The 18,610-nt window shown below is 72.0% G+C and carries 17 protein-coding genes; 9 read left to right on the forward strand and 8 right to left on the reverse strand.

From position 1 onward, the window contains the following. The first annotated feature begins 108 nt into the window (after positions 1-108). The 3 genes from galE (at position 109) to idi (ending at position 2,914) form a co-directional block, all read left to right on the forward strand. Complete coding sequence (galE, locus tag ACWDRW_RS12230; RefSeq protein WP_451722445.1) at positions 109-1,074, forward strand: UDP-glucose 4-epimerase GalE; 966 nt, start codon at positions 109-111, stop codon at positions 1,072-1,074. 143 nt (positions 1,075-1,217) lie between these two features. Continuing rightward, a complete protein-coding gene (locus ACWDRW_RS12235) occupies positions 1,218-2,156 on the forward strand; it encodes a cation diffusion facilitator family transporter (protein WP_451722447.1) in 939 nt (312 codons plus the stop codon). 164 nt (positions 2,157-2,320) lie between these two features. Beyond that, on the forward strand, positions 2,321-2,914 hold the full coding sequence (gene idi, locus ACWDRW_RS12240) for an isopentenyl-diphosphate Delta-isomerase (protein WP_451722448.1): 594 nt from the start codon (positions 2,321-2,323) through the stop codon (positions 2,912-2,914). A 6-nt stretch (positions 2,915-2,920) separates the two neighbouring features. Here idi and ACWDRW_RS12245 read toward each other — a convergent pair whose 3' ends face one another. Beyond that, positions 2,921-3,397, reverse strand: a complete 477-nt coding sequence (locus ACWDRW_RS12245; protein WP_451722693.1) for an ATP-binding protein — start codon at positions 3,395-3,397, stop codon at positions 2,921-2,923. Between the two features lie 175 nt (positions 3,398-3,572). After that, on the reverse strand, positions 3,573-4,148 hold the full coding sequence (locus tag ACWDRW_RS12250) for an HdeD family acid-resistance protein (protein WP_451722450.1): 576 nt from the start codon (positions 4,146-4,148) through the stop codon (positions 3,573-3,575). 113 nt (positions 4,149-4,261) lie between these two features. Between ACWDRW_RS12250 and ACWDRW_RS12255 the strand changes: the two genes are divergently transcribed. Next, complete coding sequence (locus ACWDRW_RS12255) at positions 4,262-5,017, forward strand: enoyl-CoA hydratase/isomerase family protein (protein ID WP_451722452.1); 756 nt, start codon at positions 4,262-4,264, stop codon at positions 5,015-5,017. Here the strand turns inward: ACWDRW_RS12255 and ACWDRW_RS12260 are convergent. Together ACWDRW_RS12260 and ACWDRW_RS12265 are read right to left on the reverse strand one after the other, a co-directional pair. After that, positions 5,004-5,639: a DJ-1/PfpI family protein gene (locus ACWDRW_RS12260; protein WP_451722454.1), complete on the reverse strand. Its 636-nt coding sequence runs from the start codon at positions 5,637-5,639 to the stop codon at positions 5,004-5,006. The genes ACWDRW_RS12255 and ACWDRW_RS12260 overlap by 14 nt on opposite strands. 59 nt (positions 5,640-5,698) lie before the next feature. Continuing rightward, entirely contained in the window at positions 5,699-6,658 is a 960-nt protein-coding gene (locus ACWDRW_RS12265; protein WP_451722455.1) for a GlxA family transcriptional regulator, read from the reverse strand. A 116-nt stretch (positions 6,659-6,774) separates the two neighbouring features. Here ACWDRW_RS12265 and ACWDRW_RS12270 point away from each other — a divergent pair, with 116 nt between their 5' ends. The 4 genes from ACWDRW_RS12270 (at position 6,775) to ACWDRW_RS12285 (ending at position 11,630) form a co-directional block, all read left to right on the forward strand. Further along, positions 6,775-7,644, forward strand: a complete 870-nt coding sequence (locus tag ACWDRW_RS12270; RefSeq protein WP_451722456.1) for an SCO6745 family protein — start codon at positions 6,775-6,777, stop codon at positions 7,642-7,644. An 81-nt stretch (positions 7,645-7,725) separates the two neighbouring features. Further along, positions 7,726-7,857: an LPFR motif small protein gene (locus ACWDRW_RS12275; RefSeq protein WP_256959483.1), complete on the forward strand. Its 132-nt coding sequence runs from the start codon at positions 7,726-7,728 to the stop codon at positions 7,855-7,857. A gap of 103 nt (positions 7,858-7,960) precedes the next feature. After that, a complete protein-coding gene (locus ACWDRW_RS12280) occupies positions 7,961-10,321 on the forward strand; it encodes a Tex family protein (protein ID WP_451722457.1) in 2,361 nt (786 codons plus the stop codon). Positions 10,322-10,448: 127 nt separating this feature from the next. Further along, complete coding sequence (locus ACWDRW_RS12285; protein ID WP_451722458.1) at positions 10,449-11,630, forward strand: serine hydrolase domain-containing protein; 1,182 nt, start codon at positions 10,449-10,451, stop codon at positions 11,628-11,630. Here ACWDRW_RS12285 and ACWDRW_RS12290 read toward each other — a convergent pair. Both ACWDRW_RS12290 and ACWDRW_RS12295 read right to left on the reverse strand, forming a co-directional pair. Beyond that, on the reverse strand, positions 11,627-13,267 hold the full coding sequence (locus tag ACWDRW_RS12290) for an ABC-F family ATP-binding cassette domain-containing protein (RefSeq protein ID WP_451722460.1): 1,641 nt from the start codon (positions 13,265-13,267) through the stop codon (positions 11,627-11,629). The genes ACWDRW_RS12285 and ACWDRW_RS12290 overlap by 4 nt on opposite strands. A 49-nt stretch (positions 13,268-13,316) precedes the next feature. Then, on the reverse strand, positions 13,317-14,339 hold the full coding sequence (locus ACWDRW_RS12295) for an oxidoreductase (protein WP_451722461.1): 1,023 nt from the start codon (positions 14,337-14,339) through the stop codon (positions 13,317-13,319). Positions 14,340-14,411: 72 nt separating this feature from the next. Between ACWDRW_RS12295 and ACWDRW_RS12300 the strand changes: the two genes are divergently transcribed. After that, a complete protein-coding gene (locus ACWDRW_RS12300) occupies positions 14,412-15,356 on the forward strand; it encodes an FAD-dependent oxidoreductase (protein ID WP_451722695.1) in 945 nt (314 codons plus the stop codon). A 38-nt stretch (positions 15,357-15,394) separates the two neighbouring features. On the opposite strand, the gene ACWDRW_RS12305 is transcribed toward ACWDRW_RS12300, so the two are convergent. Together ACWDRW_RS12305 and ACWDRW_RS12310 are read right to left on the reverse strand one after the other, a co-directional pair. Then, a complete protein-coding gene (locus ACWDRW_RS12305; protein WP_451722464.1) occupies positions 15,395-17,098 on the reverse strand; it encodes a BCCT family transporter in 1,704 nt (567 codons plus the stop codon). A gap of 77 nt (positions 17,099-17,175) precedes the next feature. Next, entirely contained in the window at positions 17,176-18,423 is a 1,248-nt protein-coding gene (locus ACWDRW_RS12310) for a M14 family metallopeptidase (RefSeq protein WP_451722466.1), read from the reverse strand. Positions 18,424-18,610: the final 187 nt, after the last annotated feature.

Below are 18,610 nucleotides of genomic sequence, written 5' to 3' on the forward strand. Positions count from 1 at the left end.
CCGCGATCATCATCGGGGAAACGGGGCCCGGGCCACAAACTGTGCTTCCAGAGCAGACATTTGACGCATTTCCTTCGCCCACGCGGCCTGCGCATAGGGTGGGCCACCATGACATGGCTGATCACAGGCGGGGCCGGATACATAGGAGCCCACGTGGCCCGGGTCATGAACGACGCCGGGGAGCGGGTGCTGGCGCTGGACGACCTCTCGGCCGGAGTACCCGCGCGGCTGCCCGCCGGGGTGCCGCTCATCCAGGGCTCGGCCCTCGACGGCGAGCTGCTGAAGCGGGTTCTCGCGGAGCACGCGGTGACCGGTGTGGTGCATCTCGCGGCGCGCAAACAGGTCGCCGAGTCCGTGGCGCAGCCCACCCGCTACTACCGGGAGAACGTGGGCGGTCTGGCCACGCTCCTGGACGCGGTCGCCGAGGCGGGCGTCCGGCGGCTGGTGTTCTCCTCCTCGGCCGCGGTCTACGGCAACCCGGATGTGGACCTCATCACCGAGGACACCCCGTGCGCCCCGGTGAACCCCTACGGCGAGACGAAGCTCACCGGCGAGTGGCTGGTCCGGGCCGCCGGACGGGCACACGGGATCTCCACGGTCTGTCTGCGCTACTTCAACGTGGCGGGGGCGGCGGCGCCCGAGCTCGCCGACACGGGCGTCTTCAACATCGTCCCCATGGTGTTCGACCGGCTCACCCGCGACGAGGCCCCGCGGATCTTCGGCGACGACTATCCGACGCCGGACGGCACCTGTGTCCGTGACTACATCCACGTCGCCGACCTCGCCGAGGCCCACCTCGCCGCCGCCCGCCGGCTCACCGGCCTCGACGGCGATCTCACCGTCAACATCGGCCGCGGCGAGGGCGTCTCGGTGCGCGAGCTGATCGACGTCATCGGCGAGGTGAGCGGCGACTCCCGGCCGCCGGTGGTGGAGGCGCGGCGCCCCGGGGACGCCCCGCGCGCGGTGGCCTCGGCCGCGCGGGCCGCCGAGGAACTGGGCTGGACGGCCTCCCGGTCGGTTCAAGAGATGGTCGAGTCCGCCTGGCGAGGCTGGCGACTGCATCGCGGCGGGTGATCGTCCAGCGTCGGCAGCCATCTGACCTGCGGATCGTTTCCGCAGGTCAGGGCATATGACAACGGTGTTCAGTGCCGCGTTGCCCGATACCCCCCACCCGTAGTTCACTGTGATCCGGAAGCGATGACAGGAGGCGGCTTTCCATGGGGGCTGGGCACGACCACGGCCACGCGCACGGCGGTCACGCCGGCGGTACGGCGACCACGGCGTACCGCGGCAGACTGCGCGTCGCGCTGTCGATCACGCTCACCGTCATGGTGGTGGAGATCGTCGGCGGCGTGGTCGCCGACTCGCTCGCGCTGGTCGCGGACGCCGCGCACATGGCGACCGACGCGGTGGGGCTCGCCATGGCGCTGCTGGCTATCCACTTCGCGAACCGCCCGGCGACCGGCAACCGCACCTTCGGCTACGCCCGTGCCGAGATCCTCGCCGCGCTCGCCAACTGTGTGCTGCTGCTCGGTGTGGGCACCTACATCCTCTACGAGGCGATCCAGCGGTTCATCACCCCGGCCGGCACCGAGGGCGGGCTGACCATCGTGTTCGGCGCGATCGGTCTGGTCGCGAACATGATCTCGCTCACCCTGCTGATGCGCGGCCAGAAGGAGAGCCTGAACGTCCGCGGGGCGTTCCTGGAGGTGGCCGCCGACGCGCTGGGCTCGGTGGCGGTGCTGATCTCCGCCGTGGTGATCCTGACCACGGGCTGGCAGGCGGCCGACCCGATCGCCTCGCTGGTCATCGGCCTGATGATCGTGCCGCGCACCGTCAAGCTGCTGCGCGAGACCCTCGACGTCCTGCTGGAGGCCGCCCCCAAAGGCGTCGACATGGCGGACGTACGGGCCCACATACTGGCGCTGGACGGCGTCGAGGACGTCCACGACCTGCATGCCTGGACCATCACCTCCGGCATGCCGGTGCTCTCCGCCCACGTGGTGGTCAGCTCCGAGGCGCTCAGCGCGATCGGGCACGAGAAGATGCTGCACGAACTCCAGAACTGCCTCGGCGACCACTTCGACGTGGAGCACTGCACCTTCCAGCTGGAGCCCGGCGGGCACGCCGAGCACGAGGCGCGGCTCTGTCACTGACCCGGTTCTCGCGGAGCGCAGCGGTCCGGCGCGCGGCGGCGTCCTCACTCCCACAGCGGGGTCCCGCCAGGGTTCCGCAGCCGCCGCGCCGGGCACGATCAACTGCCGGGAGTGCCGGATTCGTGCGGCACACTTGGGGCGCACAACCGATGTGAAGGATGGGTATGCCGATCACACCTGCCGCCGAGACGCACACTCCGTCGAACGGCACCGCGGACGAGATTTTGCTCGAACTGGTCGACGAGAACGGTGTGACGATCGGCACCGCGGAGAAGCTCGCCGCCCATCAGCCGCCGGGGCAGCTGCACCGCGCCTTCTCCGTGTTCCTCTTCGACGAGCGGGGCCGGCTGCTGCTCCAGCAGCGGGCGCTCGGCAAATACCACTCCCCCGGTGTGTGGTCCAACACCTGCTGCGGTCACCCCTACCCCGGTGAGGCGCCCTTCGCGGCGGCGGCCCGGCGGACGTACGAGGAGCTCGGGGTCTCGCCCTCGCTGATGGCCGAAGCGGGCACGGTCCGCTACAACCACCCCGACCCGGACTCGGGCCTGGTGGAGCAGGAGTACAACCACCTGTTCGTGGGGCTGGTGCAGTCGCCGCCGCGCCCCGACCCGGAGGAGGTCGCCGGCACGGCGTTCGTGACGCCCGAGGAACTGGCCGAGCGGCACGCGAAGGACACCTTCTCGTCCTGGTTCATGACGGTGCTGGACGCGGCCCGTCCCGCGGTGCGCGAGCTGACGGGCCCGTCCGCCGGCTGGTGAGCGCCGCTACGGCACCTGCGCGGGCCTGAGCGGCAGGGCGGCCCAGATCACCTTGCCGCCGCTCGCGGTGTGCTCGACGTCGCACACCCCGCCCGCCTCCCGGGTCACCTCGCGCACCAGCAGCAGCCCGCGTCCGCCGGTCTGGCCGTGGTCGGCCTCCAGGGCGGTCGGGCGGTAGGGGTGGTTGTCCTCCACGGACACGCGCACCCACTCGGCGCCGACGGCGACCTCCACGGCGAGCATCGGCGACAGCAGCGCCGCGTGCCGGACGGCGTTCGTGACCAGCTCCGAGACGATCAGCAGCAGACCGTGCACCTGGTCGTCCGTCAGCGGCACCCCCTGGCGGTACAGCAGGTCCCGTACGGCGTGCCGCGCCTGCGGGACGGACGCGTCGACGGCCGAGGCGGTGAACCGCCACACGCCCTCGTAGGGCTGTGGGTCGCCCGTTGGGCGTGGGGCGGACCCGCGCCCGTGGTTCTCCATCGTCCGGTCGCCACCCTTGCGCTCGATTGTCACCACGAGTCGAGTGTTGGTAACGAGCCGCTCCGGCCCATGGAACTGAACACAAGTCAGCGGTTTTCGAACGATTTGTGATCGATGACGTATGACGTGGTGATGAGTGGGACCGCTCCTGTCCCACCTGTGCCGACTTTACGAACTATTCGGGTTGTACGGGTTTGGCCGCGTCGGAGACCATGCGCACCACGCGTCGCCCGCCGTACCCCGTGGCGATCAGCCCCAGCCCGTCGAAGAGCAGCGCGAGCGCGAAGAAGGTGCCGATGACGTACTTGCTGCTGCTCGGCCAGGAGGCCAGCACGAGGATGCCCAGCAACAGGTCGAAGGCGCCCTGGACCAGCGTCCAGCCGAACTGCGGACCACGGACGACCGCGCCGCCCACCAGCCGGAACACCCCGCCGGTCAGGAACAAAAGCGCGGCGAACATGGTCAGCGCCTCGGCCGCCGCCTCCGGCTTGCTGATGATCACCACGCCCGCCGCGATGTTCAGCGCCGCGATCACCAGGCCGAGCCAGAAGAAACTGTCCCCGCGCGCCTGTACCGCGTGCAGGAGGCCGACGGCGCCGCCGATCAGCAGCAGCCAGCCGAACAACAGCATCGAGGTCAGGGTGGCGGCGGCGGTGTAGACCAGGCCGACGAGCCCCGCGACGACGAGGATCACGCCCAGGACGGTGAGCCTGCCGAAACCCCGGCGCAGCTCCTGAGTGGACTCGGCCATCGGCGCCTCCTCGTTGCGACCCCTGCCTCCGGGTCCCCTCGGCGCCCGCTGCCGTAACCCTCCGCGTCGCCCTTCCTGACCGGCCGTCCGGCGGGCCGGATAGCATCCGGCGCATGGAGCCCCAGCTGCTGCACAGCGTCACCGACTCGGTGGCCACCGTCGTCATCCACCACCCCGAGAAGCGCAACGCGATGACCTCGGCGATGTGGGCGGCGCTTCCCCCGCTGCTCGACAGGCTGGCCGCCGATCCCGAGGTGCGGGCACTGGTGCTGACCGGGGCGGGCGGCACGTTCTGCGCGGGAGCGGACATCGGCGCGCTCCGGGACACGCCCGAGGAGGCGCAGGGCCTCGCCCGACGGGCCGAGGAGGCGCTCGCCGCGTTTCCCAAGCCGACGCTCGCCGCCGTCCGCGGGCACTGTGTGGGCGGGGGCACCCAGCTCGCGGCGGCCTGCGATCTGCGGTTCGCCGAGGAGGGCTCGGTGTTCGGGGTGACACCGGCGAAGCTGGGCGTGGTGTATCCGGCCTCCGCCACCCGGCGACTGGTGGCGCTGACCGGTCCGGCCGCCACCAAGTACCTGCTGTTCTCGGGCGAGTTGATCGACTCCGCGCGGGCGCTGCGCACGGGCCTGGTCGACGAGGTGCTGCCCACGGGCGAACTGGGCAAGCGGGTGGCGGAGTTCACCCGGATCCTGGCCGGCCGCTCGCAGCTGACGCAGGCCGCGGCGAAGGAGTTCGCCGACGGCCGCCTGGACCGGGACGCCCACTGGGCCGAGCAGGCGCGCGGCAGCGGCGACCTCGCGGAGGGGGTCACCGCCTTCCTGCAGCGCAGGCCGCCGCGCTTCACCTGGCGCGTGCCTACGTCAGGATGAAGCGGCTCTTGGAACGGAACTCCTCGACCAGATGGGCGGGCGCCTTCCCGGGCGAGCCCGCGTCGTAGGGCGGCTGCGGGTCGTACTCCGTCAACAGCTGTACGGCCTGGGCGTGTTCGTCGCCCGCGATGCGCCCGAGGAGCGTCAGCCCCATGTCGATGCCGGAGGAGACACCGGCGGCGGTGACGTACTTGCCGTCCACGACCACCCGCTCCCCCGTCGGCTCGGCCCCGAACCGCTTCAGGAAGTCCAGCGCCAGCCAGTGCGAGGTCGCCCGGCGCCCGGCGAGGAGGCCGGCCGCGGCCAGCAGCAGGGAGCCGGTGCACACGGACGTCGTCCAGGTACTGGTGGCGTCGGCGGCGCGCAGCCAGTCCAGCAGCACCGCGTTCTCCATCTGCGGGGTCTGGCCCGGCCCGCCCGGCACGACGACGATGTCCGGGCCCGGCACCTCGGCCAGGGTCCGGTCGGCGGTGAGCGCGAGATTCCCGGTGTCGGTGCGCACGGGGCCCGCCTCCTCGGCCACGAACACGGTCTCCGCGTCCGGGAGGCGGCCGAGGGTCTCGTAGGGGCCGACGGCGTCGAGGGCGGTGAAACGGTCGAACAGGACGATGGCGATCTGCATCGGGAACCTCTCGGGTCGGCGTTCAGGTACAGGGCAGGACAACCGGTTCGCGGCGGCTTTCAGGTCGCCGGGGCCGGGTGGAAGCGGCGGCGGTACTCCGACGGGGCCGTGCCGAGGGTCTTGAGGAAGGCCCGGCGCATGGCCTCGGGGGTGCCGTAGCCGCTGGCACGCGAGATCTCCTCGACGCCGCCCGCGGTGTCCTCCAGCAGGCGCCGGGCGTGTTCCAGGCGGACCTGGTCCACGTACCGGCCGGGGGTCGTGCCCGTCTCGGCGCGGAAGGCGCGGGCGAAGTGGCGCGGGGAGAGCCCCGCGCGGGCGGCCAGGGCCTCGACGCCGAGGTCGTCGGCCGGGTGCTCGGTGATCCACTGCTGGACGTCCCGCAGCGGTGCGCGCCGGGCGGTCTGGGCGGCGAGCTGCGCGCTGAACTGGGCCTGGTTGCCCGGTCGGCGCAGGAAGACCACCAGATGGCGGGCGATGGTCAGGGCGGTGTCCCGGCCGAGGTCCTCCTCGACCAGGGCGAGCGCCAGGTCGATGCCGGCGGTGACGCCGGCCGAGGTGGAGACGGGGCCGTCGCGGACGTAGATGGGATCGGGGTCGACCTCGACCGCCGGGTGGTCGCGGGCCAGCTTGGCGCAGTAGGCCCAGTGGGTCGTCGCCCGGCGGCCGTCCAGCAGACCCGCCTCGGCGAGCAGGATCGCTCCGGTGCAGACGGAGACCAGGCGCTCGGCCCGCGGACCGTGCTCGCGCAGCCACGCCGTCAGCCGCGGGTCGGGTACGCGGGTGCCCTGCCCGCCCGGAACCAGCAGCGTGTGCGGCTCGGACGCCTCGGCGAGGGACGTGTCCGGTACGAGGGTCAGGCCGCTGGAGCTGCGGACGGGACCACCGTCCAGGGAGGCCGTACGGATGCCGTAGGTGCCCGGAGTCTGCTTCTCCGCCCCCGTGAAGACCTCCAGGGGCCCGGTGACATCGAGGCTCTGCACCCCGTCGAAGAGGACCAGGAGAACCGTTCGCTGCGCCATGAAAACGATTCTTGGCGGCCCCGGCGATGGCTGCAATGACGAGTTCCCCACCTTTCCTGCCACCTGGCGTCATCGGCCTGGACCAGGGATACCAAGCGGTCGGTAACCTGCCCGGCATGACTACAGCCGCCCTGGACCCACGCGCGGGCCGCCGCTGCCACAACGCGCTCAACACACTGCACGCCATGCACTACTTCGCGCCCGAACTGGGCAAGGAGGCGGGCGCCCTCGGGATCACCCACCCCAAGGCCGTGAACTTCGCGGTGCGGGCCGCCGCGCTCGGCGCCGTGGGGCCCGGCACGGTCACGGCGACCTTCTACAACTACAAGTACGAGGCCGTGGCCCGGCACGTCCCCGCCGTGTGGGAGACCGCCCGCCCGGAGCAGGTCCTGGCGGCACGCGCGCGTGCCGTCGACGCCATGCTCCGCAGGCTGCTCGGCGAGGAGGTCCTGGCCTCCGCCGAGATGGCCGAGGCCGCGCGACTCGCCCTCAGGGCCACCGAGGCGTGCGCGCGCCACGCGCGGCCGCTGTACGCCGCCCACGCCGACCTGCCCGTGCCCGAGGAGCCGCACATGGCGTACTTCCACGCCGCCACGCTGCTGCGCGAGTACCGGGGCGACGGGCATCTCACCGCGCTGCTGGCCGCGGAACTCGACGGCCTGGAGGCCCTGGTGACGCACACGGCGACCGGCCGCGGCTTCACCCCGAGGTGGCAGATGGTCACCCGTGGCTGGAACCAGGAGGAATGGGACGCGGCCGCTGCCCGCCTGCGGGAGCGCGGGCTGCTGGACGAGGCGGACGAACTGACCGAGCGGGGCGTAGCGCTGCGCGACGGGATCGAGCGCGAGACGGACCGTCTGGACCGCGCTCCCTACGAGCACCTGGGCGCCGACGACGTGGCCCGGCTGACGGAGCTCGGCTCCGGCTTCGTACGGACCGCGCTGGCCGCCGGCGCCTTCCCGGCGGACCTGATCGGCAAGGCCTGATCAACATCCGCGCATACGGCGGAGCTGACGAGGTACCCGGTATTCATCGGCCAACGTGACCGAAGAGGAAAGGGGACTCCCGTGTTCCGTGCAATCGCAGACGTACTGCGCCAGATCGGCGGCGCCATAGCCACCGTGGTGACGCTGCCCTTCCGGGCCCTGGCCCGGTTGTTCGGCGGCGCCTCGGGCAGCGCGCGCGGGCGCCGCGCCTGACGCGGCCCCGCCCTGATCCCCGGCTGTCGGTGTCACCTGCCACAATTGCCGCGCAACCTCAGTGAGAAGGCGGTACGGGATCGTGACGACACCCGGCGGGTCCATGGCAACAGGGTCCATCGAAGGCAGGATCGCCGAGGAGCTCGGCGTACGGGAGCGGCAGGTGAAGGCCGCCGTGGAACTGCTGGACGGCGGTTCGACGGTGCCCTTCATCGCCCGCTACCGCAAGGAAGCGACCGAGATGCTCGACGACGCGCAGCTGCGCACGATCGAGGAGCGGCTGCGCTATCTGCGGGAGCTGGAGGAGCGCCGGACGGCGGTCCTGGAATCCGTGCGCGAGCAGGGCAAGCTCACCGACGAGCTGGAGGCGCGGATCCGGGGCGCCGAGACCAAGGCGCGCCTGGAGGACATCTACCTGCCGTACAAGCCCAAGCGGCGGACCAAGGCGCAGATCGCCCGTGAGGCCGGTCTCGAGCCGCTCGCCGAGGGGCTGCTCAGCGACCCTACGGTCGAGCCGCTCGCCGCGGCGGCCGCCTTCGTGGACGCCGACAAGGGCGTGGCCGATCCGCAGGCCGCCCTCGACGGCGCCCGCGCGATCCTCACCGAGCGGTTCTCGGAGGACGCCGACCTGATCGGCGAGCTGCGTGAGCGCATGTGGGTGCGTGGGCGGCTCGCCGCCAAGGTGCGCGAGGGCAAGGAGGAGGCGGGCGCCAAGTTCGCCGACTACTTCGACTTCGCCGAGCCGTTCACCGAGCTGCCCTCGCACCGGATCCTCGCCATGCTGCGCGGCGAGAAGGAGGAGGTCCTCGACCTCGTCCTGGAACCGGAGGAGCCGACCGAGGGGCCGTCGTCGTACGAGGGGATCGTCGCGGACAGGTTCCGGATCGCCGACCGGGGCCGCCCCGCCGACAAGTGGCTCACGGACACCGTCCGCTGGGCGTGGCGGACCCGGATCCTGGTGCACCTCGGCATCGACCTCAGGCTGCGGCTGCGCACGGCCGCCGAGGACGAGGCGGTGAACGTCTTCGCGGCGAACCTGCGGGACCTCCTGCTCGCCGCCCCGGCCGGCACGCGCGCGACGCTGGGCCTCGACCCGGGCTTCCGTACGGGCGTGAAGGTCGCCGTCATCGACGCGACGGGCAAGGTCGTCGCCACGGACGTCGTCTACCCGCACGTCCCGGCCAACAAGTGGGACGAGGCCATCGCCAAGCTGGCCCGGCTCGCCAAGGAGCACGCGGTCGAGCTGGTCGCGATCGGCAACGGCACCGCGTCCCGTGAGACCGACAAGCTCGCCGGTGAGCTCATCACCAGGCATCCCGAGCTGAAGCTCACCAAGGTGATGGTGTCCGAGGCGGGCGCCTCCGTGTACTCGGCCTCCGCGTTCGCCTCGCAGGAGCTGCCCGACATGGACGTGTCCCTGCGCGGGGCCGTCTCCATCGCGCGCCGGCTCCAGGACCCCCTCGCCGAGCTGGTGAAGATCGACCCGAAGTCGATCGGCGTGGGGCAGTACCAGCACGACCTGTCCGAGGTGAAGCTGTCGCGCTCGCTGGACGCGGTCGTGGAGGACTGTGTGAACGGCGTCGGGGTCGACGTGAACACCGCGTCCGCGCCGCTGCTCGCCCGGGTCTCCGGCATCACCTCCGGCCTCGCCGAGAACATCGTGGCGCACCGCGACGCCAACGGCCCGTTCACCTCCCGCTCCGAGCTGAAGAAGGTCGCCCGGCTCGGCCCGAAGGCGTACGAGCAGTGCGCGGGCTTCCTGCGGATCCGGGGCGGCGACGACCCGCTGGACGCCTCCAGCGTGCACCCGGAGGCGTACCCCGTGGTCCGGCGGATGGTGAAGACCTCCGGCCAGGAGGTGGCCTCGCTGATCGGCAACACCGGTGTGCTGCGGTCGCTGAAGCCGCAGGAGTTCGTGGACGAGACCTTCGGTCTGCCGACTGTCACCGACATCCTCAAGGAACTGGAGAAGCCCGGGCGCGACCCGCGGCCCGCCTTCAAGACGGCCACCTTCAAGGAGGGCGTGGAGAAGATCTCCGACCTGTCCTCCGGGATGGTCCTGGAGGGGGTCGTCACCAATGTCGCGGCCTTCGGTGCCTTCGTCGACGTCGGCGTCCACCAGGACGGTCTGGTGCATGTCTCCGCGATGTCCAAGACGTTCGTCAAGGACCCGCGGGACGTGGTCAAGCCCGGTGACATCGTCAAGGTGAAGGTCCTCGACATCGACATCCCGCGCAAGCGGATCTCGCTGACCCTGCGCCTGGACGACGAGGCGGCCGCGCAGGGCCAGGGCGGTGGCGGCGGTGAGCGCCGTCAGCAGCGCGGCGGGCGTCCCCCGCAGCAGCGCCAGGGGCGTGGCGGCGGTGGCGGCGGCTCGCGCCAGGCGCCGCCGCCCGCGAACAGCGCGATGGCCGACGCCCTGCGCCGCGCGGGGCTGGTGGACCCGAAGAAGGGCAAGCGCTGACCCGTGGCCCGGCCGCTCCCGCGCGGAGCGGCCGGGCCGTTGGGCCGTGTGCAGCAACACGAGCGGCCCGCGGCGGTGCGGGGCGCGAGGCTGGAGCGCGACCAGCCCACGCCTTCCGGGAGTGCCCATGCCGATCCGCCGTCGCGTCCCCCGCCGCCCCCTGCGGGGAGCGGTCCCTCTCGTCGCGCTCTGTCTGACCACCCTGTCCCCCGCCGTGGCGGGCGCCGCCACACCGCCCCGACCGGACGGCGACCCCGCCCTCCAGCGCCAGCTGGAGGACCTGATCCGCAGACCCGGCGGTCCGCCCGGCATCATCGCCGTGCTCAAGGACGGCCGCAGGACCCAGGTCGTGAAGGCGGGCGTGGCCGAACTCGGCACCGGACGCGAGCCCCGGGCGCACGACCACATGCGGATCGCCAGCGCCGCCAAGGCGTTCAGCGGCGCGGTCGCCCTCTCCCTCGTCCAGCTCGGCGATCTGAGCCTGGAGGACACACTGGGCGAACGCCTGCCCGATCTGCCGGACGCGTGGAGCGCCGTGACCCTGCGGCAGTTGCTGAACCACACCAGCGGGCTTCCGGACTACTCCAAGTCGCCCGGGTTCGTGGAGACCCTGCTGGCCGACCCGCGGCACCGCTTCGACTCCCGCAGGCTGCTCGACTACGTCGCCGACCGCCCCCTCGAGTTCCCGCCGGGCAGCCGGTACCAGTACTCCAACTCCGACAACATCGCCGTGGCCCTGATGGCCGAGGCGGTCACCGGCGAACGGTACGAGCGGCTGCTGAAGGAGCTGGTCCATCGGCCGCTGGGCCTGCGTGACACCAGCCTGCCGCAGGGCTACCGGATGCCCAGGCCGTACCTGCACGGCTACGACGTGTCCCCGCCCGAGCCGCCGGAGGACGTCAGCGAGCTCATCAGCATGTCCGGGGTGTGGGCCTCGGGCGGCATCGTCTCCACGCCCGCCGACATGACCCGCTTCATCCGCGGCTACGCCGGGGGCAAGCTCTACGGCCACGAGGTCGTCCGGCAGCAGCGGGCCTGGATCGACGGCGCCTCCGAGCCCGCCGGGCCGGGCAGGAACAAGGCGGGACTCGCCATCTTCCGGTACACGACCCGCTGCGGGGTGGTCCTCGGCCACACCGGCAACACGCCCGGCTACACCCAGCTCTTCGCCGCCACCCCGGACGGCCGCAAGTCCCTGACCTTCTCCACCACGACCCAGATCAACCAGACCCTCAAGCCGGACCTGCTGCGCAGGATGCGGGCCGTCCAGGAGAACTTCGTCTGCGCCCTGCTGAAGGGCAAGGACTAGCGCTCGGTGACCTTCCCGGTCGCGACCTCCAGGCGCCTGGTGACTTGGACCGCGTCCAGCATGCGCCGGTCATGGGTCACCAGCAGGAGGGTGCCCTCGTAGGAGTCGAGCGCGGACTCCAGCTGCTCGATGGCCGGCAGATCCAGGTGGTTCGTCGGCTCGTCCAGGACGAGCAGGTTGACGCCCCTGCCCTGGAGCAGCGCCAGGGCGGCGCGGGTGCGTTCGCCGGGTGACAGGGTGGCCGCCGGGCGCAGCACGTGGTCCGCCTTGAGACCGAACTTGGCGAGAAGGGTGCGCACTTCCACCGGTTCGGTGTCCGGGACCGCTGCGGCGAAGGCGTCCAGCAGCGCCTCCTCGCCGTGGAACAGCTTGCGGGCCTGGTCGACCTCGCCGATCAGCACGCCCGAGCCGAGCGCCGACTGTCCCGAGGTCAGCGGGGTCCGGCCGAGCAGGGCGCCCAGCAGCGTCGACTTGCCCGCGCCGTTGGCGCCGGTGACCGCGACCCGGTCCGCCCAGTCGATCTGGAGGGAGACCGGGCCCAGGGTGAAGTCGCCCCGGCGCACCTCCGCGTCCCGCAGGGTCGCCACCACCGCTCCGGAGCGCGGGGCCGAGGCGATCTCCATGCGCAGTTCCCACTCCTTGCGCGGCTCCTCGACCACGTCGAGACGTTCGATCATGCGCTGGGTCTGGCGGGCCTTGGCGGCCTGCTTCTCGCTGGCCTCGCTGCGGAACTTGCGGCCGATCTTGTCGTTGTCGTTGCCCGCCTTGCGGCGCGCGTTCTTCACGCCCTTGTCCATCCAGGAGCGCTGCATCTGCGCCCGGTCCTGGAGGGCGGCCCTCTTGTCGGCGTACTCCTCGTAGTCCTCGCGGGCGTGCCTGCGGGCGACCTCGCGCTCCTCCAGGTAGGCCGCGTAGCCGCCGCCGTAGAGGTTGATCCGCTGCTGGGCGAGGTCGAGTTCGAGGACCTTGGTGACCGTGCGGGTGAGGAACTCGCGGTCGTGGCTGACGACGACCGTGCCGGCCCGCAGGCCCGTGACGAAGCGCTCCAGGCGCTCCAGGCCGTCCAGGTCGAGGTCGTTGGTCGGCTCGTCGAGGAGGAAGACGTCGTAGCGGGAGAGCAGCAGGGAGGCGAGTCCGGCGCGGGCCGCCTGGCCGCCCGACAGGGAGGTCATGGGCTGGTCCAGGTCCACGGCCAGGCCCAGGGAGTCGGCGATCTCCTCCGCGCGCTCGTCGAGGTCGGCGCCGCCCAGGTCCAGCCAGCGCTCCAGGCTCGTCGCGTACGCGTCGTCCGCGCCCGGCGCGCCGTCGACCAGGGCCTGCGTGGCCTCGTCCATGGTGTGCTGGGCCTCGGCGACACCGGTGCGCCGGGCCAGGAACTGGCGGACGGTCTCGCCGGGCCGCCGTTCCGGCTCCTGCGGGAGGTGGCCGACGGTCGCGCTCGGCGGGGAGAGCCGCAGCTCGCCCTCCTCGGGCGTGGCCAGGCCCGCGAGCATCCTGAGCAGCGTGGACTTCCCGGCGCCGTTGGCCCCGACCAGGCCGATCACGTCTCCGGGCGCGACGACGAGGTCGAGCCCGCTGAACAGGGCGCGGTCGCCGTGGCCGGCGGCGAGGTTCTTCACGACGAGGGTGGCAGTCATCAGGCCCCCGATCCTAACGGCCGGGGGCGGGCGGTCTCATCGCCGTACTTCAGCGGGCCATCGCCTCCACCAGCACGCTCCCCGAGGTCCGCGCCACCACGAACGACTCCCCCTTCACCGCCTTCGCGTCCAGGGCGATCCGGTGGCGGCCGGCCTCCAGGACGCCGTCGAAGACCTCGTGCGCGTGGGTGCGGTAGAGGCGGTCGAGGCGATACGCCGTGAGCTGGACCCGGCAGGGGGACGTCACCTCCACGCCCGCCTCGCCGTCCACCGCGACCAGCCGAGTCAGCCGGCGCTGCTGGACGGGGCTGCGGTCCAGGGCGTGCTCTATCTGGGCCACGAGCAGCGGGACGATCGGGGCGAGTCCGTCGACGTAGGCCACCTCGACGCCGGCGCGGTCGAAGGCGCCGCGCACGGCGGAGCGTTCCTCCTGGCTGACCGCGCGGCCGAAGGCGACGGCTCCGTACTGGCGCAGTTCGTCGGCGGGGACGCCCTCGGCGTCGCGGGTGATGTCGGCGCCGATGCCGATGGCGCGCAGGGCGGCGGCGAGCTTGGCCAGTACCGCGACCCGGGCGCCGATCAGCAGGACCCGGCGGCGGGCAGCGGCGGGTGCCCGGTCGAGGAGGGAGGCGAGGGCCGCGCGGTACTCGGAGCCGTGGAAGCGGAACGGCCCTATGCCGTGGTAGCCGTTGAGCTGCAGATCGGCGTGCTCGCCGGTCTGCCAGGCGAAGTCGCGCCAGATGAAGTCCTCGCCGTCGGACTCGATGGCGGCGGTGACCGCGCCGCAGGCCAGGCTCTCGCACTCGGGGCAGCCGTAGATGACGTAACGGCCGTCCGGAAGCGGGGCATCCGCCTCGAGCAGGAGGCTCTGGACCTGGGCGGTGAAGATCGCGGGTGGGACGTCGGAGGCGAGCGGGGAGACGGCGTCGAGGTCGGAGAGCTGGAACAGCAGCGGGCGGCCGTCGACGATGAAGTCCACGAAGTCCCGGTGCACTTGGTACTCACCGTTGGCGAGGACTCCACCGGCCCGCATCGCCGGTGCCAGGCCGAAGGTCGCGTACTCGGCAGACATGCTGTGAGTATCCCCAGCGCGGGAGTGATGTGAGCACGGCATGGCACATTCCGCTACGGTCGCCGGGTGGAGATGGGGCGGAACGACGAAGTCATCGTGGTCGGCGGCGGGGTCATCGGCCTGACGACGGCGGTGGTCCTGGCCGAGCGGGGCCGCCGGGTCCGGGTGTGGACCCGGGACCCCGTCGAGCGGACCACCTCGGCGGTCGCGGGCGCGCTGTGGTGGCCGTACAGGATCGAACCCCTCGCGCTGGCCCGGGACTGGGCCCTGCGCTCCCTCGCCGTGTACACGGAACTGGCGGCGGACTCCGACGCCACCGGCGTACGGATGATCGAGGGGGTACTGGGCGAAGGGGATCTGGACGGGGCGGACGCCTGGGCGGCGGCCGCGGTGCCGGGGCTGCGGTCGACGACGGACGAGGAGTACGGCGGGGCCGGACTGTGGGCCCGGCTGCCGCTCATCGACATGTCGACTCACCTGCCGTGGCTACGGGAACGATTCCGCGGGGCGGGCGGGTCGATCGAGACGCGCACGGTGTCCACGCTCACGGAGGCCGAGGCACCGGTCGTGGTCAACTGCACGGGGCTCGGCGCCCACGAGCTCGTCCCGGATCCGTCGGTGCGGCCCGTGCGGGGGCAGCTGGTGGTCGTGGAGAACCCCGGCATCGACACCTGGCTCACCTCCAGCGACACCGCGGGGGACATGGCGTACTTCTTCCCGCAGCCCGGCCGGCTGCTGCTCGGCGGCACGGCCGACGAGGGCGCCTGGTCGACGGAGCCGGACCCCAAGGTGGCCGAGGCGATCGTGCGGCGCTGTGCCGAACTGCGGCCCGAGATCGCCGGTGCGCGGGTGCTGGAGCACCGGGTGGGGCTGCGGCCGGTGCGGGACGCGGTCCGGCTGGAGCGCGAACTCCTCCCGGGGGGACGGATCTTGGTGCACAACTACGGTCATGGCGGCGCCGGGGTCACGGTGGCCTGGGGCTGCGCGGAGGAGGCGGCGGCGCTCGCCTCCACCTGAGGCCCCTTGCGCCCTGCGCGGCCCGCCTCCCCCAGGGCTCAGGAGTGCTCGTGGCCCAGCGGGTCGCCCTCGATCTCGGTGCCGGGGCCCGGGCCGACCTTGATCTCGAACTCGCCGTCGTACTCGCGATGTCCGACGATCACGGCGAGTTCGACGGCCTCGTCGGCCATCTCTCCCCGCACGATCAACGGATCGCGGCGCAGGTCGCGCATGAGGGCGACGCACATGCCGATCATCACCAGGACGAAGGGCGCGGCGGCGAGGATCGTCAGGTTCTGCAGGCCCGTGAGCGCGTCGCCCTGACCGCTGCCGACGAGCAGCATGATGGCGGCGACCGCGCCGGTCACGACGCCCCAGAACACCACGACCAGACGGCCGGGTTCGAGCGCTCCCCGCTGGGACAGCGTGCCCATCACGATGGAGGCGGCGTCGGCTCCGGAGACGAAGAAGATGCCGACCAGGATCATCACCAGCAGGCTGGTGGCGGTGGCGATGGGGAACTCCTGGAGCAGGCCGAAGAGTTGCCCTTCGGGCGTGTCCTCACCGCCCAGGGCCCCGCGCTCCGCCAGCTTCATCGCCGTACCGCCGAAGATCGCGAACCACACCAGGCTGACCGTGCTGGGCACCAGGATGACCCCGCCGACGAACTGCCGGATGGTGCGGCCCCGGCTGATCCGGGCGATGAACATGCCCACGAAGGGCGTCCAGGAGATCCACCAGGCCCAGTAGAAGACGGTCCAGCTGCCGAGCCAGTCCGCCACGCCCTCGCCGGAGCTGGCCTCGGTGCGTCCGGCGAGCTGGGGCAGGTCGCCGAGGTAGGCGAAGATCGAGGTGGGCAGCAGGTCGAGCACGATGATCGTGGGCCCCGCGATGAACACGAAGGCCGCGAGGATCAGCGCGAGCACCATGTTGGTGTTGGACAGCCACTGGATGCCCCGCTCGACACCGGAGACGGCCGAGGCCACGAAGGCCAGGGTGAGTACGGCGATGATGGCGACCAGCAGGCCCTCGCTGACGTCGTCCATCCAGTCGAGCTCCTGGAATCCGGAGCCGATCTGGAGCGCCCCGAGGCCGAGGGAGGCGGCGGAGCCGAAGACGGTGGCGATGATCGCGAGGATGTCGATCACCCGGCCCCAGGCGCCGTTCGCGTGCTTCTCGCCGATGAGCGGGGTGAAGACCGCGCTGATGGTCTGCCGGCGGCGCCTGCGGAAGGTGCTGTAGGCGATGCCGAGGCCGACCACCGCGTAGATCGCCCAGGGGTGCAGCGTCCAGTGGAAGAGGGTGGTCGCCATCGCCGTCTCCATGCGCTCGGCGGAGTCGGCGGGTTCGGTGCCCGGCGGCGGGGTCCTGTAGTGCGTGAGCGGCTCGCTCACGCCGTAGAACATCAGGCCGATGCCCATGCCGGCGCTGAACATCATCGCGACCCAGGAGACCGTGCGGAACTCGGGGTCCTCGCCCTCGGCGCCGAGGTGGATCCGGCCGTAGCGGCTGATCGCCAGCCACAGGGCGAAGACGACGAAGCAGGAGGCGGCGAGCATGAAGGCCCAGCCGCCGTTGTGGATCAGCCCGTTGAGCATCGTGCTGGAGGCGCTCTCCAGCGAGTCGGTCGCCACCGAGCCCCAGATCACGAAGGCCACGGTGATGGCGGCGGTAACGCCGAACACCACCCGGTCCGTGGGCTGGTGACTGGGAACGCCCGGCGGGCCTTCCCATTCACCCCTTTTCTTCAGGTCCTGCGTCAACTGTGGCGCCTTCCGTAGGTATGCCCATATTTAGTGGCCCCTACGGCCTACCACAGGTGCCGCGGATCTCGGCCGTTTCAGCAGTCGGTGTCGGGCTCACCGACCGTGACGTGGTACGGAGCGCGTTCGTCGAGCAGGAGCGGGACGAGGGCGCGCAGGGACTGGCGGAGCGGGACGTACGTGCCGTGCGTGCGCACGCCGTGCAGGGCGAGTTCGTCCTTGATCTCGGTGTACTGGGCCTCCGTCAGCCGGTAGCCGCAGGGCGGGTCCTGGAGCACCTCGGCGGGCTCGGGCGGGTCGTTGTCGGCACCGCCGAGGTAGACCGGGCCGCTGTCCCGCCAGCCCGCGAGCCGGGCGGCGGCGGTGGCCGCGTCGACCTGCCGGCCGTGCTCCCCGGCGAAGGAGAACAGGCCGCCCAGTGCGGCGAGTTGGGAGTTGACCCGGCGTAGGTTGTTGACCTGCTCGGGTACCTCCGTCAGCGGTTCCACGCGACTTTCGATGAGCAGGCCGACGGTGTGCTTGATGCCGGACATGTTCCGCAGGATGCGCTCCTGGCCGTCGCCCGCGACCTGGCGGACGGGGTCGCCGGTGACGGGGTCGGTCCAGATGCCGTAGGTGCCGGTGGTGTATCCCTCGGCCGCGGCGGCGGGGCGCACGTAGTCCAGCGACAGGTTCCGGCCCTCCTCGTGCAGGGCGGGGGCCGTGTTGAGGTTGCGCGGCCAGAGGTCGAACAGGTCCTTGTCGTAGTACGGGGGTGTGCCGCCGTACTCGTGCAGGTCGTAGACCACGTCCGGCCTCCGGTCGCGGATCACCGCGGCCAGCGCCCGGCCCTCCCTGGTCTGCAGGGCGATGTGGTCGCGGTTGATGTCGACGCCGTCGCTGTTGCCGCGGGTGTCGGCGGCCCGGCCGTCGGGGTTGGCGGTGGGCACCACGAACACGGTGGTCGTCGCCAGCAGGCGCCGGGTCCGCACGTCGTCGCCGTAGGCCAGATCACGGATCGTGGTCAGGCAGGCCTCACGGCCGGAGGGCTCGTCGCCGTGCTGACTGCACACCAGCAGGACCGTGCGGGTGGTGGGCCGGGTACCGATCCGCACGAGCTGGAGCGGACGGTCCTGCTTCGTGGTGCCGATCCGGCTGATCGACACCCGGTCGCTGTCCCGGTCCACGGCCGCGAGGAAGGCGCGTTCCTCGGGCTGGCTGGTCCAGCGGGCGCCGCCGGACTCCTCGAAGCCGGTGCGGGGCGGGGTGTCCGCCGCGTGCGCCGGAACCGACAGCAGGGGTACGGCGAGGGCGGCCGCGATCACCGCGGCGATACGGGACTTCACATGGCCTCCGGGACTCGCTGCGGCGGTACGGGACTCACGATGCCTGCGGAACTCGTCGCGGCTCGGCACGATGTCACGACGTCTGACGGACTCGTCGCGGCTCGGCACGATGTCACGACGCCTGACGGACTCGTCGCGGCTTCACCGGCCTCCACGACGTCTGACGGACTCGTCGCGGCTTTACCGG

This window comes from Streptomyces sp. NPDC003635, from assembly GCF_053587635.1.